Annotated in this window: 13 protein-coding genes and 1 pseudogene; 3 read left to right on the top strand and 11 right to left on the bottom strand. The window is 72.4% G+C overall.

Annotated features, from left to right (window positions below):
* Positions 1-248: 248 nt before the first annotated feature.
* From ACFWUY_RS18050 to ACFWUY_RS18010, 9 genes are all read right to left on the bottom strand, one after another.
* Positions 249-1121, bottom strand: coding sequence for an ABC transporter permease (locus tag ACFWUY_RS18050; protein WP_384108553.1), 873 nt, complete (start codon positions 1119-1121; stop codon positions 249-251).
* Complete coding sequence (locus tag ACFWUY_RS18045) at positions 1118-2230, bottom strand: ABC transporter ATP-binding protein (RefSeq protein WP_384108550.1); 1113 nt, start codon at positions 2228-2230, stop codon at positions 1118-1120. Before ACFWUY_RS18045 ends, ACFWUY_RS18050 begins: the two co-directional genes overlap by 4 nt.
* A 240-nt stretch (positions 2231-2470) precedes the next feature.
* On the bottom strand, positions 2471-2626 hold the full coding sequence (locus tag ACFWUY_RS18040) for a VenA family class IV lanthipeptide (RefSeq protein WP_384108548.1): 156 nt from the start codon (positions 2624-2626) through the stop codon (positions 2471-2473).
* Between the two features lie 47 nt (positions 2627-2673).
* Positions 2674-5373, bottom strand: a complete 2700-nt coding sequence (gene lanL, locus ACFWUY_RS18035) for a class IV lanthionine synthetase LanL (RefSeq protein ID WP_384108545.1) — start codon at positions 5371-5373, stop codon at positions 2674-2676.
* A 203-nt stretch (positions 5374-5576) separates the two neighbouring features.
* A complete protein-coding gene (locus tag ACFWUY_RS18030; RefSeq protein WP_384108542.1) occupies positions 5577-6044 on the bottom strand; it encodes a hypothetical protein in 468 nt (155 codons plus the stop codon).
* Between the two features lie 148 nt (positions 6045-6192).
* Positions 6193-6567: an FKBP-type peptidyl-prolyl cis-trans isomerase gene (locus ACFWUY_RS18025; RefSeq protein ID WP_384108539.1), complete on the bottom strand. Its 375-nt coding sequence runs from the start codon at positions 6565-6567 to the stop codon at positions 6193-6195.
* Between the two features lie 110 nt (positions 6568-6677).
* Entirely contained in the window at positions 6678-7292 is a 615-nt protein-coding gene (locus ACFWUY_RS18020; protein ID WP_384108537.1) for an FMN reductase, read from the bottom strand.
* Complete coding sequence (locus ACFWUY_RS18015) at positions 7289-8386, bottom strand: LLM class flavin-dependent oxidoreductase (protein WP_384108534.1); 1098 nt, start codon at positions 8384-8386, stop codon at positions 7289-7291. The genes ACFWUY_RS18020 and ACFWUY_RS18015 overlap by 4 nt, the downstream gene beginning before the upstream one ends.
* Positions 8387-8424: 38 nt before the next feature.
* Positions 8425-9261 carry an alpha/beta fold hydrolase gene (locus ACFWUY_RS18010; protein ID WP_384108532.1) on the bottom strand — a complete coding sequence of 279 codons (837 nt, stop codon included), beginning with the start codon at positions 9259-9261 and terminating at the stop codon, positions 8425-8427.
* Between the two features lie 431 nt (positions 9262-9692).
* Between ACFWUY_RS18010 and ACFWUY_RS18005 the strand changes: the two genes are divergently transcribed.
* Together ACFWUY_RS18005 and ACFWUY_RS18000 are read left to right on the top strand one after the other, a co-directional pair.
* Positions 9693-10763, top strand: coding sequence for a helix-turn-helix domain-containing protein (locus ACFWUY_RS18005; RefSeq protein ID WP_384108848.1), 1071 nt, complete (start codon positions 9693-9695; stop codon positions 10761-10763).
* 147 nt (positions 10764-10910) lie between these two features.
* On the top strand, positions 10911-11906 hold the full coding sequence (locus ACFWUY_RS18000; protein ID WP_384108530.1) for an alpha/beta hydrolase: 996 nt from the start codon (positions 10911-10913) through the stop codon (positions 11904-11906).
* A 14-nt stretch (positions 11907-11920) separates the two neighbouring features.
* On the opposite strand, the gene ACFWUY_RS17995 is transcribed toward ACFWUY_RS18000, so the two are convergent.
* The gene (locus ACFWUY_RS17995) at positions 11921-14191 is read right to left on the bottom strand and encodes a helix-turn-helix domain-containing protein (protein WP_384108528.1); all 2271 of its coding nucleotides are present in this window, start codon (positions 14189-14191) and stop codon (positions 11921-11923) included.
* A 154-nt stretch (positions 14192-14345) separates the two neighbouring features.
* Positions 14346-14900, bottom strand: a pseudogene (locus tag ACFWUY_RS17990) (allophanate hydrolase); the annotation flags it as partial.
* 361 nt (positions 14901-15261) lie between these two features.
* Between ACFWUY_RS17990 and ACFWUY_RS17985 the strand changes: the two are divergent.
* A complete protein-coding gene (locus ACFWUY_RS17985; RefSeq protein ID WP_384108526.1) occupies positions 15262-16017 on the top strand; it encodes a (5-formylfuran-3-yl)methyl phosphate synthase in 756 nt (251 codons plus the stop codon).
* Positions 16018-16024: the final 7 nt, after the last annotated feature.

Raw genomic sequence — 16024 nt, 5'->3', positions numbered from 1 at the left:
CCGCCGGGCGCACGACGCGCACAAGCTCGATCGCTGTCTCTCACCTGCGCCCTGCCTCTGCCCGTTCCGTCCTCCGGGTTCCCGCCTGCGGCACCGGAACCCGAACCCGCACACCAAGGTTCGCGCGCCAGGCAAGGCCAGCCTAACCGAACCTGCATACGACGGATACGGGGCGCCGGGCTGCCCGAGGAACGACAGGCCCGCAGCCGGTCGGAACCGACGGCCCCCGTGCCCCTTCGGCGTGGTGCTCATTCCGGATGGTTGAAGCGTCGTGCGGCCCACAGCAGGGCAAGGGTGCCGCTGATCAGGAGAAGGCCCGCTTCGAGGGGGAGGGGCGGCTGCCAGCCGGCCCATTCGATGCCGGTGGCGGCTTGCTGGTCGGGGACGCGATGGGTGACGCAGCGGCGGAGGAGGTCCACCGCGTAGGCGAGGGGATTGACGCCGGCGAGGGCGTGGGCCCAGTCGGGGAGGGACCGCAGGGGGAAGAAGCCCCCGGAGAGGAACAGCAGCGGCATCATGACCAGGCCGAGGAGGGTGTGGAAGGTCTCGGGCCTGCGGAGGGTCACGGCCAGGGCCAGGGACAGGGCGGTGATGGTGAACGAGGCCAGGATCATGCCGCCGAGGAGCAGGAGCAGGAGGAGCGGGTCGTAGGGGAGGCCGACCGGGCCGGCGAGGCCGAGCAGTACCGCGCCTTGGACCGTGGCGGTCAGGGTGCCGCCCGCGCAGTTGCCCAGCAGGAGGGTGGAGCGGCTGACGGGGGCCATGAGGAGCTCACGGAGGTAGCCGCTCTGCCGGTCGGTGATCAGACGGATGCCGACCATGATGGCCGGTGTCTGCACCGTCATCATCAGCATGCCGGGGAAGAGGTAGGTCTGGTAGCCGACGCCCAGGGAGGAACGGGGGATGAGGGCGGCCAGTCCGCCTCCGAGGACGAGGAGGTAGAGCATGGGGTGGAGCAGCATCAGCGCGGTGTGGGTGCGCTGGCCGGCCAGGCGCAGCATGTCGCGGTGGACCAGGGCGTGGATCGCGCGCAGTTCGTGACGCAGACGGGCCGGCCGTCCGCCGCCGGACATCCCGGGGGCGTCCGGGGCGTCCGGGGCCTTCGGAGTGACTGTGGTCATGAGGCGCCGCCGGTCTCCGACGTGGTTCCGCACGGGGCGGAACCGGTCGGTACGCTGCCGCGCTCGGCGGTGTCGAGGCTGCGGCCGGTGTGGTGGAAGAAGACGTCGTCAAGCGTGGGCGAGGCCGCGGAGGCGGCGTGGACGGCGATGCCGTGGCGTTCCAGTGCCGCGCAGAGGCGGGGGATCCAGGTGCTGCCGTCCGGCATCCGCAGGGAGATTCCGGCCGTGTCCACGGTGATGGCGCGGTCCGGCCGGACGATGGCGCGTACGACCCGCTCCGCCGTCGTGTCGTCGCTGGTGCGCAGGACGACCCGGTCGTCTCCGATCGCGGCCTTCAGCATGAGGGGAGTGCCCTGTGCCACCACGCGACCACGGTCGATGATGGCGATGCGATCACAGTTCTCCGCCTCCTCCAGGTAGTGGGTGGTGACGAAGAGGGTGCTGCCGTGCCGGTCGCGCAGGGCGCGGAGGTGGTCCCAGACCTGGACGCGGGCGTGGGGATCGAGGCCGGTGGTCGGCTCGTCGAGGAACAGCACGCTGGGGGAGTGCAACAGCGCCCGGGCGATTTCCAGACGCCGCCGCATGCCGCCCGACAGGGTGCGTACCGGGGAGCCCCTCCGGTCGGTCAGCCCGGCCGTCTCCAGTACCTCCGCGGCGCGCAGACGGGCGTGTCGGCGGGACAGCCCGTAGAGGCGGGCGTGGATGTGGAGGTTCTGTTCGGCTGACAGGTCCGCGTCCGTAGCGCTGTGCTGGAAGAGCGTGCCGACGTTCCGCCGTACCTGGTGGGGCTGGGTGACCACGTCGGCGCCGGCGACCGTGGCGTGACCGGAGGTGGGGCGGGCCAGGGCGCACAGCATGGCGATGGTGGTCGACTTCCCGGCTCCGTTCGGGCCGAGGAAGGCGAACGTCTCGCCCTGCGCCACGTCCAGGTCCAGGCCGCGTACCGCGTGGGTCGTGGCGCCCCGCAGGCCCGGGTAGCTCTTGACCAGGCCACGCGTGCTGATGGCGTACACCGGTTCGGGTCCGCGCTGTGCGCCGTGCGGGCTGGTGACGGCGGCTGTCATGAGGGCCGCCGGGGCAAGGTCGTCGTCACCGGTGTGCAGCTGCATGTGTCTGGTCCTCGTCTGCGGGTTCGCCCTCCGCGGCGGCCCGGGCGCGGCGTCCCTGGCCGAGGGCTGGGCGCGTGGTGGGGCGGCTCCGCCAGGAGATCGGTGGAGCCGCGTCGTGTTGCTGTTCGTCGTACGGCTTCGCATGCGGTGCGAAGCCGCGGACAGCCGGCCCCGCACCGGACAGCGGGTCCGGCCGGCGGCTTTCCCGGGTCAGCCGCCGGCCGGACGGTGGTGCCTGTTCTAGGCGCAGCTGACGCCGATACAGACCGTGTTGAGGAGGGTCAGCAGGCCGACGCACTCACACGTCGCGGCGAACGGCGCTCCGTCCACGCCGACGGGGTCGGTCTCCGGAAGGGCGTGCAGTCGGGCGAGCAGTTCGAGGTCCTTGTTCTCCATGGGGCGTGTTCCTTCTTTCTGTGAGCCGGCGGCAGGCCTCCTGCCGCTCAGACCGGCAGCTGGACCATCCAGTGCCGGGGGTCGGTGTGGTGGATCCGCAGGAGGAAGGCCAGGATTCCCGCGGATCCGTCGCTCCAGCTGGTCGAGACGTCCCCGTACTCGTTGGGGAAGACCACCTGGGAGTCGCGGCGGGCCCTCTCGCAGACGATGAGACGGGCCAGGTCTTCTGTCATGGCGCGGTAGCCGGGGTCATCCGTGGCGTCGGCCATGTCGAGGAGGAAGTCGCCGTTGCCCGCCAGCCCGTGGCACTGGCCGAGGGCGGCGCGGGAGGCGCGCTCGGTGACGGCGTGCGTACCGCGGTGGGCGAGGTCGCCGAACCTGTCGTCCCCGGTCACCTGCCACAGGCGGACGAGGAAGGTCCCGACGCCCGCCGCGCCGTGGCACCAGTACGGGGCCGTGGGCACGTCCGAGGCCTGCGAGGGCCACTGGGCCGTACCGCCGGTGAGCACGGCGTCGGCCAGCAGCTGCTCGCCCACCTCCACCGCGAGCTCCATGTGGTCCGTGCGCCGCGAGACGGCCGCGGCGGCAAGGAGGAAGCAGCCGATGCCGGCGGATCCGTGGGCGAAGCCGAGGTAGCGTTTGCCCCCCTCGGGGGAAGCGGCTCCCCCGGGCACCGGCCAGCCCACCCCGTGCTGATCGCGCTGTGCGGAGGCGGCCAGCCGGTCGGCCGCGTCGACGGCCAGTTCGGCGAAGCGCGGGTCACCGGTGCGGTGCCACAGGTGGAGGACGGCCAGTCCACTGCCCGCGCTGCCGTGGGTGATGTCGTGGTGAGGTGCGGCCTGTTGCGGGGCGAGGGCCAGGGCCAGCGCGTGGTCCGTGAGCCCCCGGTCGTCGATGGCGCGCCCGGCGTCGTACAGGGCCCAGGCGGTTCCGCGGCCGCCGAAATGCAGACCCGGACGCGTGGAGCGGACGTCGGTGCGGTCCGCGATCCAGCGGCCCGCGGTGGAGATCAGCCCGGGCAGCCGGGCGTCACCGGTGAGCTCCCAGTACCGCGTCAGTACGGCGAGGACACCGGCCGCGCCCTGCTGCACGGTGCACGGGTCGGCCTCCCCGGCCATGGTGGACACGGGCCACAGCCGCCGCTCGTCCGCCGGATCCATCGAGTCGATGAGGTGATCCACGATCCCGGACACCGTGTCGTCCAGGCCGGCATCCCGGCCGTCGCTCCGTGCCGCGCGGGGTACGGAGTGATTCTCCACCCGCACCGGGACCGTGTTCTCCACCCGTACCGGGACTGCCCGCCGGAGCGCCTCACGGGCCCTGGACGGGTCCCACCGCTCGGCGGGATCGTCCTTCATCAGCCCGAGAACCATCTCCGCCAGGCCGTCCGGCAGCCGAAGCGGCCCGGCGCAGGCGGCCAGCCATGCGGCGAGCCGCTGCTCCGTGGCCCTGGTGTCGGGCTCCTCGGGCAGCAGGTTCGGTACTTTGCCCGCCAGGACGAAGCACGCGGTGGCTCCAAGGCTGTAGTAGTCGCCCGTCGGACTGACGGGCGCGTCGGCCAGACGCTCGGGCGCACTGAAACCGGGGGTTCCCACCCGGGTCGGAAGGGCGGCCTCGTCCTCCAGGACGGCGAGTTCGAGGTCGATGAGGCGCAGTTCGCCGTCCGGGCGGACCATGACGTTGCCAGGCGTGAAGTCCCGCAGGACGCAGCCGCGGGCGTGGGCCGCCGCGACCAGGTCCACCAGGCGTCCGACCTGCGCCAGTGCGTCGGCGCGGTAGCTCTCCCCTCCGACATCGCGGAAGTGCTCGGCGACCCAGGTCCGCAGGGTGACGCCCGGCACTTCGTCCTGGGCCAGGAACAGGTGCCCGCCGTGCTCGAACAGCGCCAGCGGCTCCGGCGCCAGCCCCGTGCCCCTGAGCTTCTCCAGCGTCCGGGCTTCGGCGCGCAGCCAGTCGCGGACGTCACAGCCGGAGGCGTCGGCCTCCACATGCGGCCGGGCTTCCTTGATCACCACGGGGGCGCTCGTACGAACGTCGCTGCCCCGGTAGACGCCGCCCTTGTTCGTGTGCCGGATGGCCTCCCGTACCGCGAACCGGCCACCGAGCATCACGGGGCCACTCGCCTTCTCCACCGCGCGCGGCACGTCGGGCACCGAGGCGGGGAAGGGGCAGACCGCCCAGGAGGGAGGGCAGTACTGGCCGGTGCGCCTATCCTCCACGGGGTTGCCGTCGGGATCCTCGACGAACCACACCAGCAGGCCGTCGTCCGACAGCCGGCGCCGGCCGACGAAGGAGCCGTAACGGTAGTGGACCAGAGAGTGCGGGGCGTACGCCTGGTCGGACAGGATCCGGGGGCCGGCGAGCCCCGCCGTGGCCCGGTGCAGCTCCTGGGCGAGCCGGGTCGCCTCCTCGTCGGAGCGCGGGTAGACGGTGATGAACTTGCCCGAGCTCCCCCGAGGCGTGGCGCGGGAGTTGAGCGCACTCACCCGGTCCAGCGACCGGGCGAACTTGAACGCCGACTCCTCCCGCAGCAGCACGTCCAGCGCCTTCACGAGGACCTCCGGCGCGGAGGCCGCCGTCGCCGAGAGGTGCAGCTTCCACCCCTGCTCGCGCCGCGTCCCGGACCCGGGCGTGACACGGCACCACATCTCGTCGGAATCGGCCGTCCAACGCGCACCGGTACCCGTGACCAGCAGCGCCTGGCGGAGAAGGCCTTCCAGTTCAACTTGGCTCATCCGGCTCGTCATTCGTGTCCCTCTCAACGGTGAGGACCGCTGATCGGAACGTGCCCGGTGACATAACCGGACCAACACACACCCATCCGGATTCACTTGATCCGGCGAGCGCACAGCGCGCCGGACCCGTTCACAGCTGCGCCCGGCGCGGAAACAGGCGCACGAAACCCTGGGTCAGGACGGCACCCCGCCCCCACCCTCGTATCCGGCCCGGGTCATTTCCCGGAGGCCTTCCGGGGCGAGGCCGGTGATGTCACGCCGGCGAGGAGGGCGCAGAGGGCCGCGGTCGCCGTGAGGCCCACCGAGCCCGGACCCACGAAGCCGGGTACGTCGTCGGTCGCGTAGTTCCCGCCGCCCTGCCGCAGGCAGGTGTACCGGGGCGGCAGGTACTCGACCCGGTGGCCCACGACGTCCGCCGCCTCCGGAGCGCCCGCCGCCCGGCAGGGCCGGGCCGGGAAGGCGTCGGTGCCGCTGTCGTCCGTGGTGATCACCGCCATGCCGAGGTTCAGCAGACCCCACGCGTACACGGCCGAGGCGGCCGCGCCCGCCAGTGCGGCCGCGCACCTCAGCCGGGTCCGCCGGTCGGCCCGGCGCACCCCGCTCTGTCCGAGTCGGCCGAAACCGTATCCGGCGAGCCCGAAGCACACGAGGACCGCGACGACGAGAAGGGCGAGGACCATCATCCGCCGACCTCCTCAGGGGGCGACCTCAACGGCTATGACGGAGCCCACAGTTCCGTCCCCGGGACTCCGGGGGGTCCCGGCCGGGGGGTTCCGGAGGAGGGATGAACAACCGCCCGCCCCGCCCTGACCGGTCGGCGGTGGGCCCGTGTCAGACGGAGAGCAGGTCCACCACGAAGATCAGCGTCGAACCCGCCGGGATCAACGGCGAGGGCGACTGCTTGCCGTAACCGAGACGCGGGGGAACGATGATCTCGCGCCGACCGCCCACCTTCATCCCCCTCACCCCCCGGTCCCAGCCCTTGATGACCCTGCCACCGCCCAGGGCGAACTTGAACGGCTGACCCCGGTCCCAGGAGGCGTCGAACTCCTTCCCGGACTCGAACGTGACTCCGACGTAGTGGACCCTGACCACCATGCCGGGCTTCGCCTCGGCCCCGTCCCCGATGATCAGGTCCCGGACGGTCAGCTCGGTGGGAGCGTCACCCTCCGGAACGTTGACCTCGGGCTTCGTCAGTTCACTCATCGCAGCCTCATCGCTCTCCGCCGGAAGCCCTCACACGGGCCGGCCGGACACATAGACATTCCACGCAGCAGACGATCACGCTACCGAGAACGCCGGTCCCCGGCCTCGTCTCAGTCGAAGCGGAGGTCGGCGAGTTGCCGTTCGAGCACGGCGACGTCGTCCTCCGGCTCGGTGCGGGCCGGCCGGACCGCCATGAGGCCGGCCAGCTCGCCGCCCGCCCGACGGATGCGCGCGGGAAGGCCGTCGGTGTACTCGTCTCCCCCTGAACCCCAGTCCTCCGACGCCGCGTACACCGCGGTGGGAACGACGGTGGCGCGCAGATGGGCGAAGAGCGGGCGCAGGGCGTGGTCCAGGACCAGGGAGTGGCGGGCGGTGCCGCCTGTCGCCGCGACCAGGACCGGCTGCCCGGTGAGGGCGTCCGGGGCGATCACGTCGAAGAAGGACTTGAACAGCCCGCTGTAGGAGGCCGCGAACACCGGAGTCACGGTGATCAGGCCGGCCGCTCCCGTCACCGCGTCGATCGCGGCGGCCAGTCGCGGTGGTGCGAAACCGGTCACGAGATGGTTGGCGACATCGCCGGCGAGTGCGCGAAGCTCGACGACCTCGATCGACACGGTGTGTCCCCGGTCGGCGAGTTCGTCGCGGGCCGCCTCGGCCAGCCGGTCGGCGAGCAGGCGGGTGGAGGAGGGCGTGCTCAGTCCCGCGGAAACGACGGTCAGCCTCATGCGGCGGTCGCTCCCCGCTGCGTCGCGGAAGCGATGACCCGCGCCGCGTGCGTCGGCCCGTCCGGGACGTCGGCGGGACGCCCGTTCGCGAACTCCTTGCGCAGTACGGGCACGACCTCCTCGCCGAGGATGTCGAGCTGCTCCAGGACGGTCTTCAGGGGCAGGCCCGCGTGGTCCATCAGGAAGAGCTGGCGCTGGTAGTCGCCGACGGTCTCCCGGAAGGCCAGGGTCCGCTCGATGACCTGCTGGGGTGAGCCCACCGTCAGCGGGGTCTGCTCGGTGAAGTCCTCCAGCGACGGGCCGTGGCCGTAGACGGGCGCGTTGTCGAAGTACGGGCGGAACTCCCGTACCGCGTCCTGCGAGTTCTTGCGCATGAACACCTGGCCGCCGAGGCCGACGACGGCGTCCTCCGGGCGGCCGTGGCCGTGGTGGGCGTACCGCCGCCGGTACAGCTGGACCATGCGCCGGGTGTGGTCGGCCGGCCAGAAGATGTTGTTGTGGAAGAAGCCGTCGCCGTAGAAGGCGGCCTGCTCGGCGATCTCCGGGGACCTGATGGAGCCGTGCCAGACGAACGGCGGGACGCCGGCCAGGGGCCTGGGCGTCGAGGTGAAGGCCTGCAGGGGGGTGCGGAACGTACCCTCCCAGTCCACGACGTCCTCGCGCCACAGCCTGCGCAGCAACGCGTAGTTCTCCTTGGCGAGGTTGATGCCCTGGCGGATGTCCTGCCCGAACCACGGGTACACCGGGCCGGTGTTGCCCCGCCCCAGCATGAGATCGACCCGGCCGTCGGCCAGGTGCTGGAGCGTCGCGTAGTCCTCCGCGATCTTCACCGGGTCGTTGGTGGTGATCAGCGTCGTGGCGGTGGACAGGATCAGCTTCTCGGTGCGGGCGGCGACATAGCCGAGCAGGGTGGTCGGGGACGACGGGACGAACGGCGGGTTGTGGTGCTCGCCGGTCGCGAAGACGTCCAGGCCGACCTCCTCGGCCTTGAGGGCGATGGCGACCATCGCCTTGATGCGCTCGTGTTCCGACGGAGTACGGCCGTCGGTGGGGTCGGGGGTCACGTCCCCGACGGTGAATACGCCGAACTGCATGGGGTCTCTGCTCTCCTGATCGGCCGGTGGGTGGGGTGTCACTTGGTCAGGAAGGTGAGGAGTGCGGTGTTGACTTCTTCGGCGTGGGTCCACAGGAGGCCATGAGGGGCGCCGTCGATCTCGACGTAGTCGGCGGTGGGGAGGGCCTTGTGGAAGGGGCGGGCGGTGTTCGCGGCGGGCAGGATGCGGTCGGCGGTGCCGTGCAGGATCAGGGCGGGGACGTCGATGGCGGGTATGTCGGCGCGGAAGTCGGTGTACCAGGTCGCCGGTGCGGCGGAGGCGGCGAAGGAGCCGCCGGCGGCGGCGGTGTTCCAGCTGTTGCGGACGGCTTCTTCGCTGATGCGGGTCCCGAGGTTCTCGTCGAGGTTGTAGAAGTCGTTGAAGAAGGCGGTGTAGTAGGCGTAGCGGTCGGCCTTGACGGCGGTGACGACGCCGTCGAAGAACTCCTTCGGTGCGACGCCGTCGGGGTTGTCGTCGCTCTGGAGCAGGCAGGGTTCCAGGGAGGCCAGGAAGGCGACCTTGGTGAGGCGGGCGGAGCCGTACGTCGACACGTAGCGGGCGACCTCGCCGGTGCCCATGGAGAAGCCGACGAGGACGGCGCCCTGCAGGTCGAGGGTCTCCATCAGGGTGTTGAGGTCGGCGGCGAAGGTGTCGTAGTCGTAGCCGGTGGTCGGCTGGGAGGAGCGGCCGAAGCCGCGGCGGTCGTAGGTGATCACGCGGTGGCCGGCGTCGAGCAGCGCGGCGCTCTGGCGTTCCCAGGAGTGGCCGTCGAGCGGGAAGCCGTGGATGAGGACGACCGGCCGGCCGGTGCCGTGGTCCTCGTAGTACAGCTCGACGGGGGTGGTGTTCTCCTGGCCCACGGTGATGTACGGCATGAAGTGTCTCCTCGGTTCGGGTCGGCCGCACCGCACTCGGCACGGCACGGCACGGCACTGGACGCCGTCACGCTACGGTCGGCACGACACCACCTGTTGCCGCGCCGCGCACCACGCCTTGTTCATGCGTGCAGCGTTCTGCCTGGTCCGGGAGTAGAACGGTCGGCCGGTGGTTCCCCTCGGAGGCCTGCTCACGGTGCCCTGCGCTGTTCAGGCACCGCACGCACCGCACGTGCCGCACGTGCCCGTCGGCTCCGGCGATTCCTGCCTGTGGTTCTGCCTGGAGACAGGAACGGCCCGCTGCTTGGCTGTTCATCGCGGGCAGGAACGTGGGCCCCGCCGAAGCGGCCCGGTCGTGCTTCGACGAGGTCGCTGCCCGCCCGTCGCAGCCCCGAAGCCACTTCCCCTGAGCGGAGAGCAACTTGAGCCTGGTGTTGACGACCGCCTCCGTGCCGGACCGGGACAAGGTCGCGTACTGGAGCGATGCGGTGAGCAGGACGCTGGTGCCGATGACGGTCGCCCCGCGGGGAGACGGCCCGTTCGACGGCCGGATCGCCACCCACCGCCTCGGGTACCTCCAGGTCTCCACCGTGGAGGCCGACGCGGAACGGGTCAGCCGCACCCCCGCGCTGATCGCCCGGTCGCCCGAAGCGCTGGTGGCGGTCTGTGTCCAGGTGTCCGGCACGGCCACCTTCGTCCAGGACGGCCGGCGGGCCGAGGTGGGTGAGGGAGACCTGGTCGTGTACGACACGACCCGGCCGTACTCCTTCGACTATCCGCAGCGGTTCGCCAAGCACTTCTTCCAGCTTCCCCGCCGCACGCTGGGCGTGCCGGACAGCGACATCCGGCAGGTCACGGGCAGCGCCATCGGCACAGGCGACGGCTTCGGCGCGATGCTGCTCCCCTTCCTGGCCACCCTGGCCTCCTCGACCGCCGGCTATCCGCCGGACGTAGAGAACCGGCTGGCCGGCAACGTCGTCGACCTGTTCGCCACCCTGATCGCCGAGCAGGCCCACCCGGGCGGCACCGACGCGGGTGCGCGGAACCATCTGCTGCCGCGCGTCCGCGACCACGTGAACCGGAACCTGGGCGACCCGGACCTGTCGCCGGAGAGCATCGCCCGGACGCACCGGATCTCCGTCCGCTACCTGCACCGGCTGTTCGAAGGCGAGGGGACCACCGTCGGCCGGTTCATCCGGGCACGGCGCCTGGAGGAGTGCGGCCGCGAACTGGCCCGTCGAGGCAGGACGGCCCCCACCGTGTCCGCGGTGGCCCAGCGCTGGGGCTTCGTCAACCCCGCCCACTTCAGCCGGGCCTTCCGCGCCGCCTACGGCGTCTCTCCTCGCGAGTGGCGCACCCTGCGTACCTCCCAGGACGACGCCGGTCGGCCCCGGGGCGTCACCTCGGCGCCCGGGATCGTCCCCGGGATCGTCCCCGGGGCCGCCGCCGCAGTCCACGCCGCCGCCCCGCCATGGACCGACCTGCCGCCATCCAGCGGGTAAGGTCCCCGCGGAGCCGGACCGGCCGCCCTGTGCCGCCCGGCGGCCGCGCCCCGTCCGGCGGCCGCGGCACGGCGTTCCGTCGCTCGACCGGAGGCCCGGCGCCACCGGATCACCCTTTCGTTTCAGGACCTCTCGGCAGGAGACAGCGTGACCGACTTCGTCCCTTCGCCTGCTCGGCCCCCGGTCCTGGACCACTCCACCGGGATGTTCGTGGCCCGGCACACCTGCCCGCCCTCGGCGCACGACCAGGACCTGGAACAGGCCCGGCTGGACCTCGCCCGTCTCCAGGGGACCGACACCCCCGATCCCCTCGACGACGAAGCCGTCTCCACGGAGTGGTTCGCCCTGCCCGGCGGGCCGACCGGCCACGTACGGGTGCAGGTGGTCAGGCCCGTGGACAGCGTCGGCGAGATCCCCGTCGTGCTGTTCCTGCACGGTCTTGGCTGGGTCCTGGGCGACGCGGGCACTCATGAGCGCCTGGTGCGGGCGTTCGCCCTCGGCACGGACGCGGCCGTGGTCTTCGTCGAGTACGAGCGCGCCCCCGAGGCGCGGTATCCGGTCGCAGTCGAGCAGTGCTACGCGGTCGCCGAGTGGATCCGCGAGCGCGGCGGCGAGATCGGCCTGGACGGCAGCCGGATGGCTGCCGTGGGCGCGTCGGCGGGCGGCAACCTGGTGGCGGCACTGACCCTGCTCGCCAAGGAGCGCGGAGGGGTGCGACTGCTCCAGCAGGTGCTGCTCTGTCCGGTCACCGACGCCGGCTGCGACACCCCTTCGTACGAGGAGTTCGCCCAGGGCTACTTCCTCGGGCGCGAGACCATGCGCTGGTTCTGGGACCAGTACCTGCCCGACGTACGGCAGAGAAGCCGGGCCACCGCGTCACCGCTGCGGGCGTCCCTCGACCAGCTCGCCGGACTCCCTCCGGCGCTTGTGGTCACCGGCGAGGCCGATGTGGTGCGCGACGAGGGCGAGGCGTACGCGACGAAGCTCCGGGCGGCCGGCGTCCCGGTGGTCTCCGTGCGCTACCACGGGACGATCCACGGCTTCATGGTGCTCGATCCGCTGCGCGAGACGGACGCCGCCCGCGCCGCCCTCGTCCAGGCCCTCGACACCGTGCACGTCGCCCTGCACCGGCACCGGGGGTGAGCGCTCGGCCCCGGTTACGGGTCGGCCCGCTCGGCGGAGAGGAGCGTGTCCAGGAGCCGCTGGGCGGTCTTCAGGTCCTTGTTGTCGACCGCCTCGCCGAAGGCGAGGGCCTGACGGAGGCAGGAACGGGCTTCCTCCGCTTCTCCCAGTTCGATCAGCGCCTCTCCCAGATGCAGCAGCGTGCTGCCCTCTATGTGGGGAATGCCGATGCGGCTGGACTGGGCCACCGCATCGCGGTAATGGTCGGCGGCTTCGCGCCATCGCCGCAGGCCGGCGTAGCCGCGACCGAGCGCGCGGGTCGTGTTGGCCCGGTAGATGCCGGCGAGGTGGCCGCTCACCGGACAGTCGGGCGCGTCGAGGAAGGTGATGATGCGCTGGTGCTGGATCACGGATTCCTCGGCGCGGCCGAGCAGGCGCAGGGAGGATCCGTAGGTGAACATGGCACCCAGCCAGCCCTCGCGGTCGTCGGTCTCTTCGTAGAGGGCTATGGAGGCGAGCGACGTGTCGGCGGCTTGCCGCACCTCGCCGAGCTCCGTCTGGGCCCATGCCGCCTGCGCGAGTGCCGAGGCCTGCTGGGAGGAGCTCTGGGCGCGGCGGGCGCATTCCAGCGCCTCGTGGGCCCGCTCGACGGCCTCCCGGTACCGGGATTCGCAGGAGAGCGCCCAGGAGTGCATGTTGAAGTGGAAAGCCTGCATGTACGGGTCGCCAAGTGCGGTGGCGGACTCGCCGGCCAGGCGGAACACCTCGGGCCAGTGCCCCCAGTGGACCCACAGGTCGCAGAACCACTCCATGGCGTAGGCGGTCTCCACGACCTGGGTGTGCTCACCCCTGTGGGCGGCGCCGCGCAGCGCGGCGAGCCAGGCGGGGCCTTCGCTCTGGAGCCAGGCGCGGGCCTCCTCGGCGCTCCCCAGCGGGACCAGGCCCTGCCAGGAGGACGGTGGTGCGCCGTGCTTGGGCTTGTACCAGCGGCCGGCGACCACAGCCGTCTCGAGGAGCCAGGTCCGCAGCCGGTCCTCGGCCGCCTCGCGTTCGGCGGGTTCCTCCTCGCGGGACAGCCGGGCGCGGGCGAAGAGCCTGAGCAGGTCGTGCAGTTGGTAGCGGCCTGTGAAGCCGGCCTGCAGCAGGCCGGCCTCCACCAGCTCCTCCATCACGTCCTCGGCCTCGAAGACGCCGGTCGCGGTCAGAGCGGCGCCGTAGGCGGCGGTCATGTCCGGCCCCGGGACCATGCTCAGCAGGCGCAGCATCCGGGCGGCCTGGTGGGTCAGTTGCCGGTAGGACAGCTCGAACGCCGCCTCCACCCGCACGTCGCCGGCGACGAGCGCGCCCAGCCGCCGCTCCTCGTCGGTCAAGCGGCGGACCAGGTGGTCGACGCTCCACCCCGACCGCACGGTCAGCCAGTTGCCCGCCACCCGCAGAGCCAGCGGCAGACGCCCGCACAGCTCCGCCACCCGCGCGACCGACTCCGCTTCCGCGTCGGCCCGCCCCTCGCCCAGGATCCTGCGCAGCAGCTCGACCGCCTCGTCCCGCGCCATCTCCGACAAGGTCAGGCGGTCGACGGCCTCCAGTCCGGTCAACGGGCGCCGGCTGGTGACCAGTACCAGACTCCGCCCACCCGTGGGCAGCAGCGCACGCACCTGTTCCTCGTCCCGCGCGTTGTCCAGGACCACGAGGCACCGGCGCTCGCCAAGCAGCGCCCGCAGCAGCCCCGCACGGCCCCGCGCGTCCTCCTGCGCCAGTCGGCGGTCCGACACACCCAGGGCCTTCAGCAGCTTCAGCAGCGCCTCGCCCGTGTCGACGGGCCCTTCCACGCCGTGCAGGTCCACCACGAAGCACCCGTCGGGGAAGTCCTCCGCCAGATCCGCCGCCGCCTTCAGCACCAGCGTCGTCTTGCCGCACCCCGGAGGACCCGAGACGACCGACACCGACGCTCCCACATCGATGCGGGCCCGCTCCGCCGCCTCCCGCAGGAACGCCAACTCCGGTCCCCGGCCGGTGAAATCCCCCACCGATCGCGGCGGCACAGCCGTCCCCGCCACCGCCACCGTGCGTATCGGACGCGCCGCCCGCCCCGCGGCCAACAGCGCCTCCCGCTCCGCGTCCGCGAGCCCCAGCCCCTCCGCGAGCGCCACCACCGTGCGCCGCTGCGGAACCCGACTGCGCCCCCGCTCCATGTCGCCGATGGCCCGGACGCTCACGCCCGACGCCTCGGCCAACTCCTCCATCGTCAAACGGCCCTGCTGCCGCAAACGGCGCAGAACGACCCCGAACGACTTCTCTCCGGACACAACCCCTCCCACTCTCTCCGACCCGACGGAAGGATACGACGTGATGATCAGGGCAAATCCGCAGGTCGGCGGCGTCGACCGCCCCGACGCACCACGTGACGGGGGCGCCGCACGGAACATCCGTGCGGCGCCCCCGGACGTACGCCTGTCGGTGTCACCGCGAGGACCGCGGCCCCGTGTCCTCGCCCCGGGCGAGAGCGGGGAGAGCGGCGCGCCAGCCGCCGTACGAGGTGATCTCGCGGGCCCCGTCGAGGGCCTCGGGTGCGCAGAGGAAACCGGTCACCGGACTGCCGTCCGCGAGTTCCACGGCGCCGAGGGCCATCGGACGGGGGAGCGCCGCGAGGAGCGCGCCGAGCCCCTCGGCGGGCAGCCGACACACCTCGGCCTCGATGGCGGCGCCGCCCTCGCGGGTGCGGACCAGACCGGGTTTGGGAGGTGTCGTGTCCAGGGCGTACAGCCGGTAGGCGGGCGACGTCGTCGTGGTGCGTACGAATCGGCCGCCGAGGGCGAGCAGTTGTGCGCTCAGCGGCTGTCCGGCCAGGTGCGCGCCGACCACCGCGAGGTGCAGGGGCGGGGCGGTGAGCAGGCCCGCGACGCGTGCGAACCGTTCGTCGGTGAAGGCCGGGCCGATCAGCATGACGCCGAACGGCAGCCCGTTCACCTCGCCCGCCGGGACGGCGACCGCCGCGAGGGCGAAGAGGCCGGCGGCCCTCGGGGACACCGCCGGATGCCTGGTCCCGGGCCTCCTCGCCCGGGACCTGCTCGCCGAGCGGGTGACCGGCTGACGGTGCCGGCTCCCGGTCGGCGACCGGGGCCGGAGCACGCAAGTGCGCAGGGGCGCACCGAGGGGGGCGGCCGGCCGGGTCCGGGGCGGATCGGCGGGCCCCCGGTCCACGCCGGTGCACGCGGTGTCGTACACGTGCGTACACGCGCTCCTGGGGAGCTCCGCGCGCCCTGGCGGTGCGTACGGGGGGTGGAAATGATGAGCGCACCACACATGAACCAGGTGATCCGCGGTCCCTCGTCCCTCGTCCCTCGGCCGGGCGGGCCCGCGGCGGAAGGAGTTCACGGTGTTGCTTCTCATCTCCCCGGACGGCGTCGAGGAAGCCCTCGACTGCGCGAAGGCGGCGGAACACCTCGACATCGTCGACGTCAAGAAGCCCGACGAGGGCTCTCTCGGCGCCAACTTCCCGTGGGTCATCCGGGAGATCCGCGACGCGGTGCCGGCGGACAAGCCGGTGTCCGCCACCGTGGGCGACGTGCCGTACAAGCCCGGCACGGTGGCGCAGGCCGCGCTCGGCGCGGTCGTCTCCGGTGCCACGTACATCAAGGTGGGTCTGTACGGATGCACGACTCCCGAGCAGGGCGTCGAGGTCATGCGGGCGGTCGTCCGGGCGGTGAAGGACCACCGCCCCGACGCGCTCGTCGTCGCCTCGGGCTACGCCGACGCCCACCGCGTCGGCTGCGTCAATCCGCTCGCCCTGCCCGACATCGCCGCCCGCGCCGGTGCCGACGCGGCCATGCTGGACACCGCGATCAAGGACGGGTCGCGGCTCTTCGACCACGTGCCACCGGACGCCTGCGCCGAGTTCGTCCGCCGCGCCCACGCGTCCGGTCTGCTCGCCGCCCTCGCGGGCAGCGTCAAGCAGGTCGACCTCGGTCCCCTGACCCGCATCGGCACGGACATCGTGGGCGTGCGGGGAGCGGTCTGCGCGGGCGGTGACCGCAATGCCGGAAGGATCCAGCCGCACCTGGTCGCCGCCTTCCGGGCGGAGATGGACCGGCAGGCACGGGAGCACGCCGTCGGCGCCCCGGCCGTGAACTGACCACCGG

The sequence above is a fragment of the Streptomyces sp. NPDC058664 genome (assembly GCF_042716635.1).
Lineage (GTDB): Bacteria > Actinomycetota > Actinomycetes > Streptomycetales > Streptomycetaceae > Streptomyces.
The sequence above is the reverse complement of the archived record's forward strand: the minus strand, read 5'-3'. Positions and strand labels throughout refer to the sequence as shown.

Bases quoted from the DNA above. Each gene is read 5' to 3' on its own strand.
- ACFWUY_RS18050 (WP_384108553.1), bottom strand. From the start codon at position 1,121: ATGACCACAGTCACTCCGAAGGCCCCGGACGCCCCGGACGCCCCCGGG.
- ACFWUY_RS18045 (WP_384108550.1), bottom strand. From the start codon at position 2,230: ATGCAGCTGCACACCGGTGACGACGACCTTGCCCCGGCGGCCCTCATG.
- ACFWUY_RS18040 (WP_384108548.1), bottom strand. From the start codon at position 2,626: ATGGAGAACAAGGACCTCGAACTGCTCGCCCGACTGCACGCCCTTCCG.
- lanL (WP_384108545.1), bottom strand. From the start codon at position 5,373: ATGACGAGCCGGATGAGCCAAGTTGAACTGGAAGGCCTTCTCCGCCAG.
- ACFWUY_RS18030 (WP_384108542.1), bottom strand. From the start codon at position 6,044: ATGATGGTCCTCGCCCTTCTCGTCGTCGCGGTCCTCGTGTGCTTCGGG.
- ACFWUY_RS18025 (WP_384108539.1), bottom strand. From the start codon at position 6,567: ATGAGTGAACTGACGAAGCCCGAGGTCAACGTTCCGGAGGGTGACGCT.
- ACFWUY_RS18020 (WP_384108537.1), bottom strand. From the start codon at position 7,292: ATGAGGCTGACCGTCGTTTCCGCGGGACTGAGCACGCCCTCCTCCACC.
- ACFWUY_RS18015 (WP_384108534.1), bottom strand. From the start codon at position 8,386: ATGCAGTTCGGCGTATTCACCGTCGGGGACGTGACCCCCGACCCCACC.
- ACFWUY_RS18010 (WP_384108532.1), bottom strand. From the start codon at position 9,261: ATGCCGTACATCACCGTGGGCCAGGAGAACACCACCCCCGTCGAGCTG.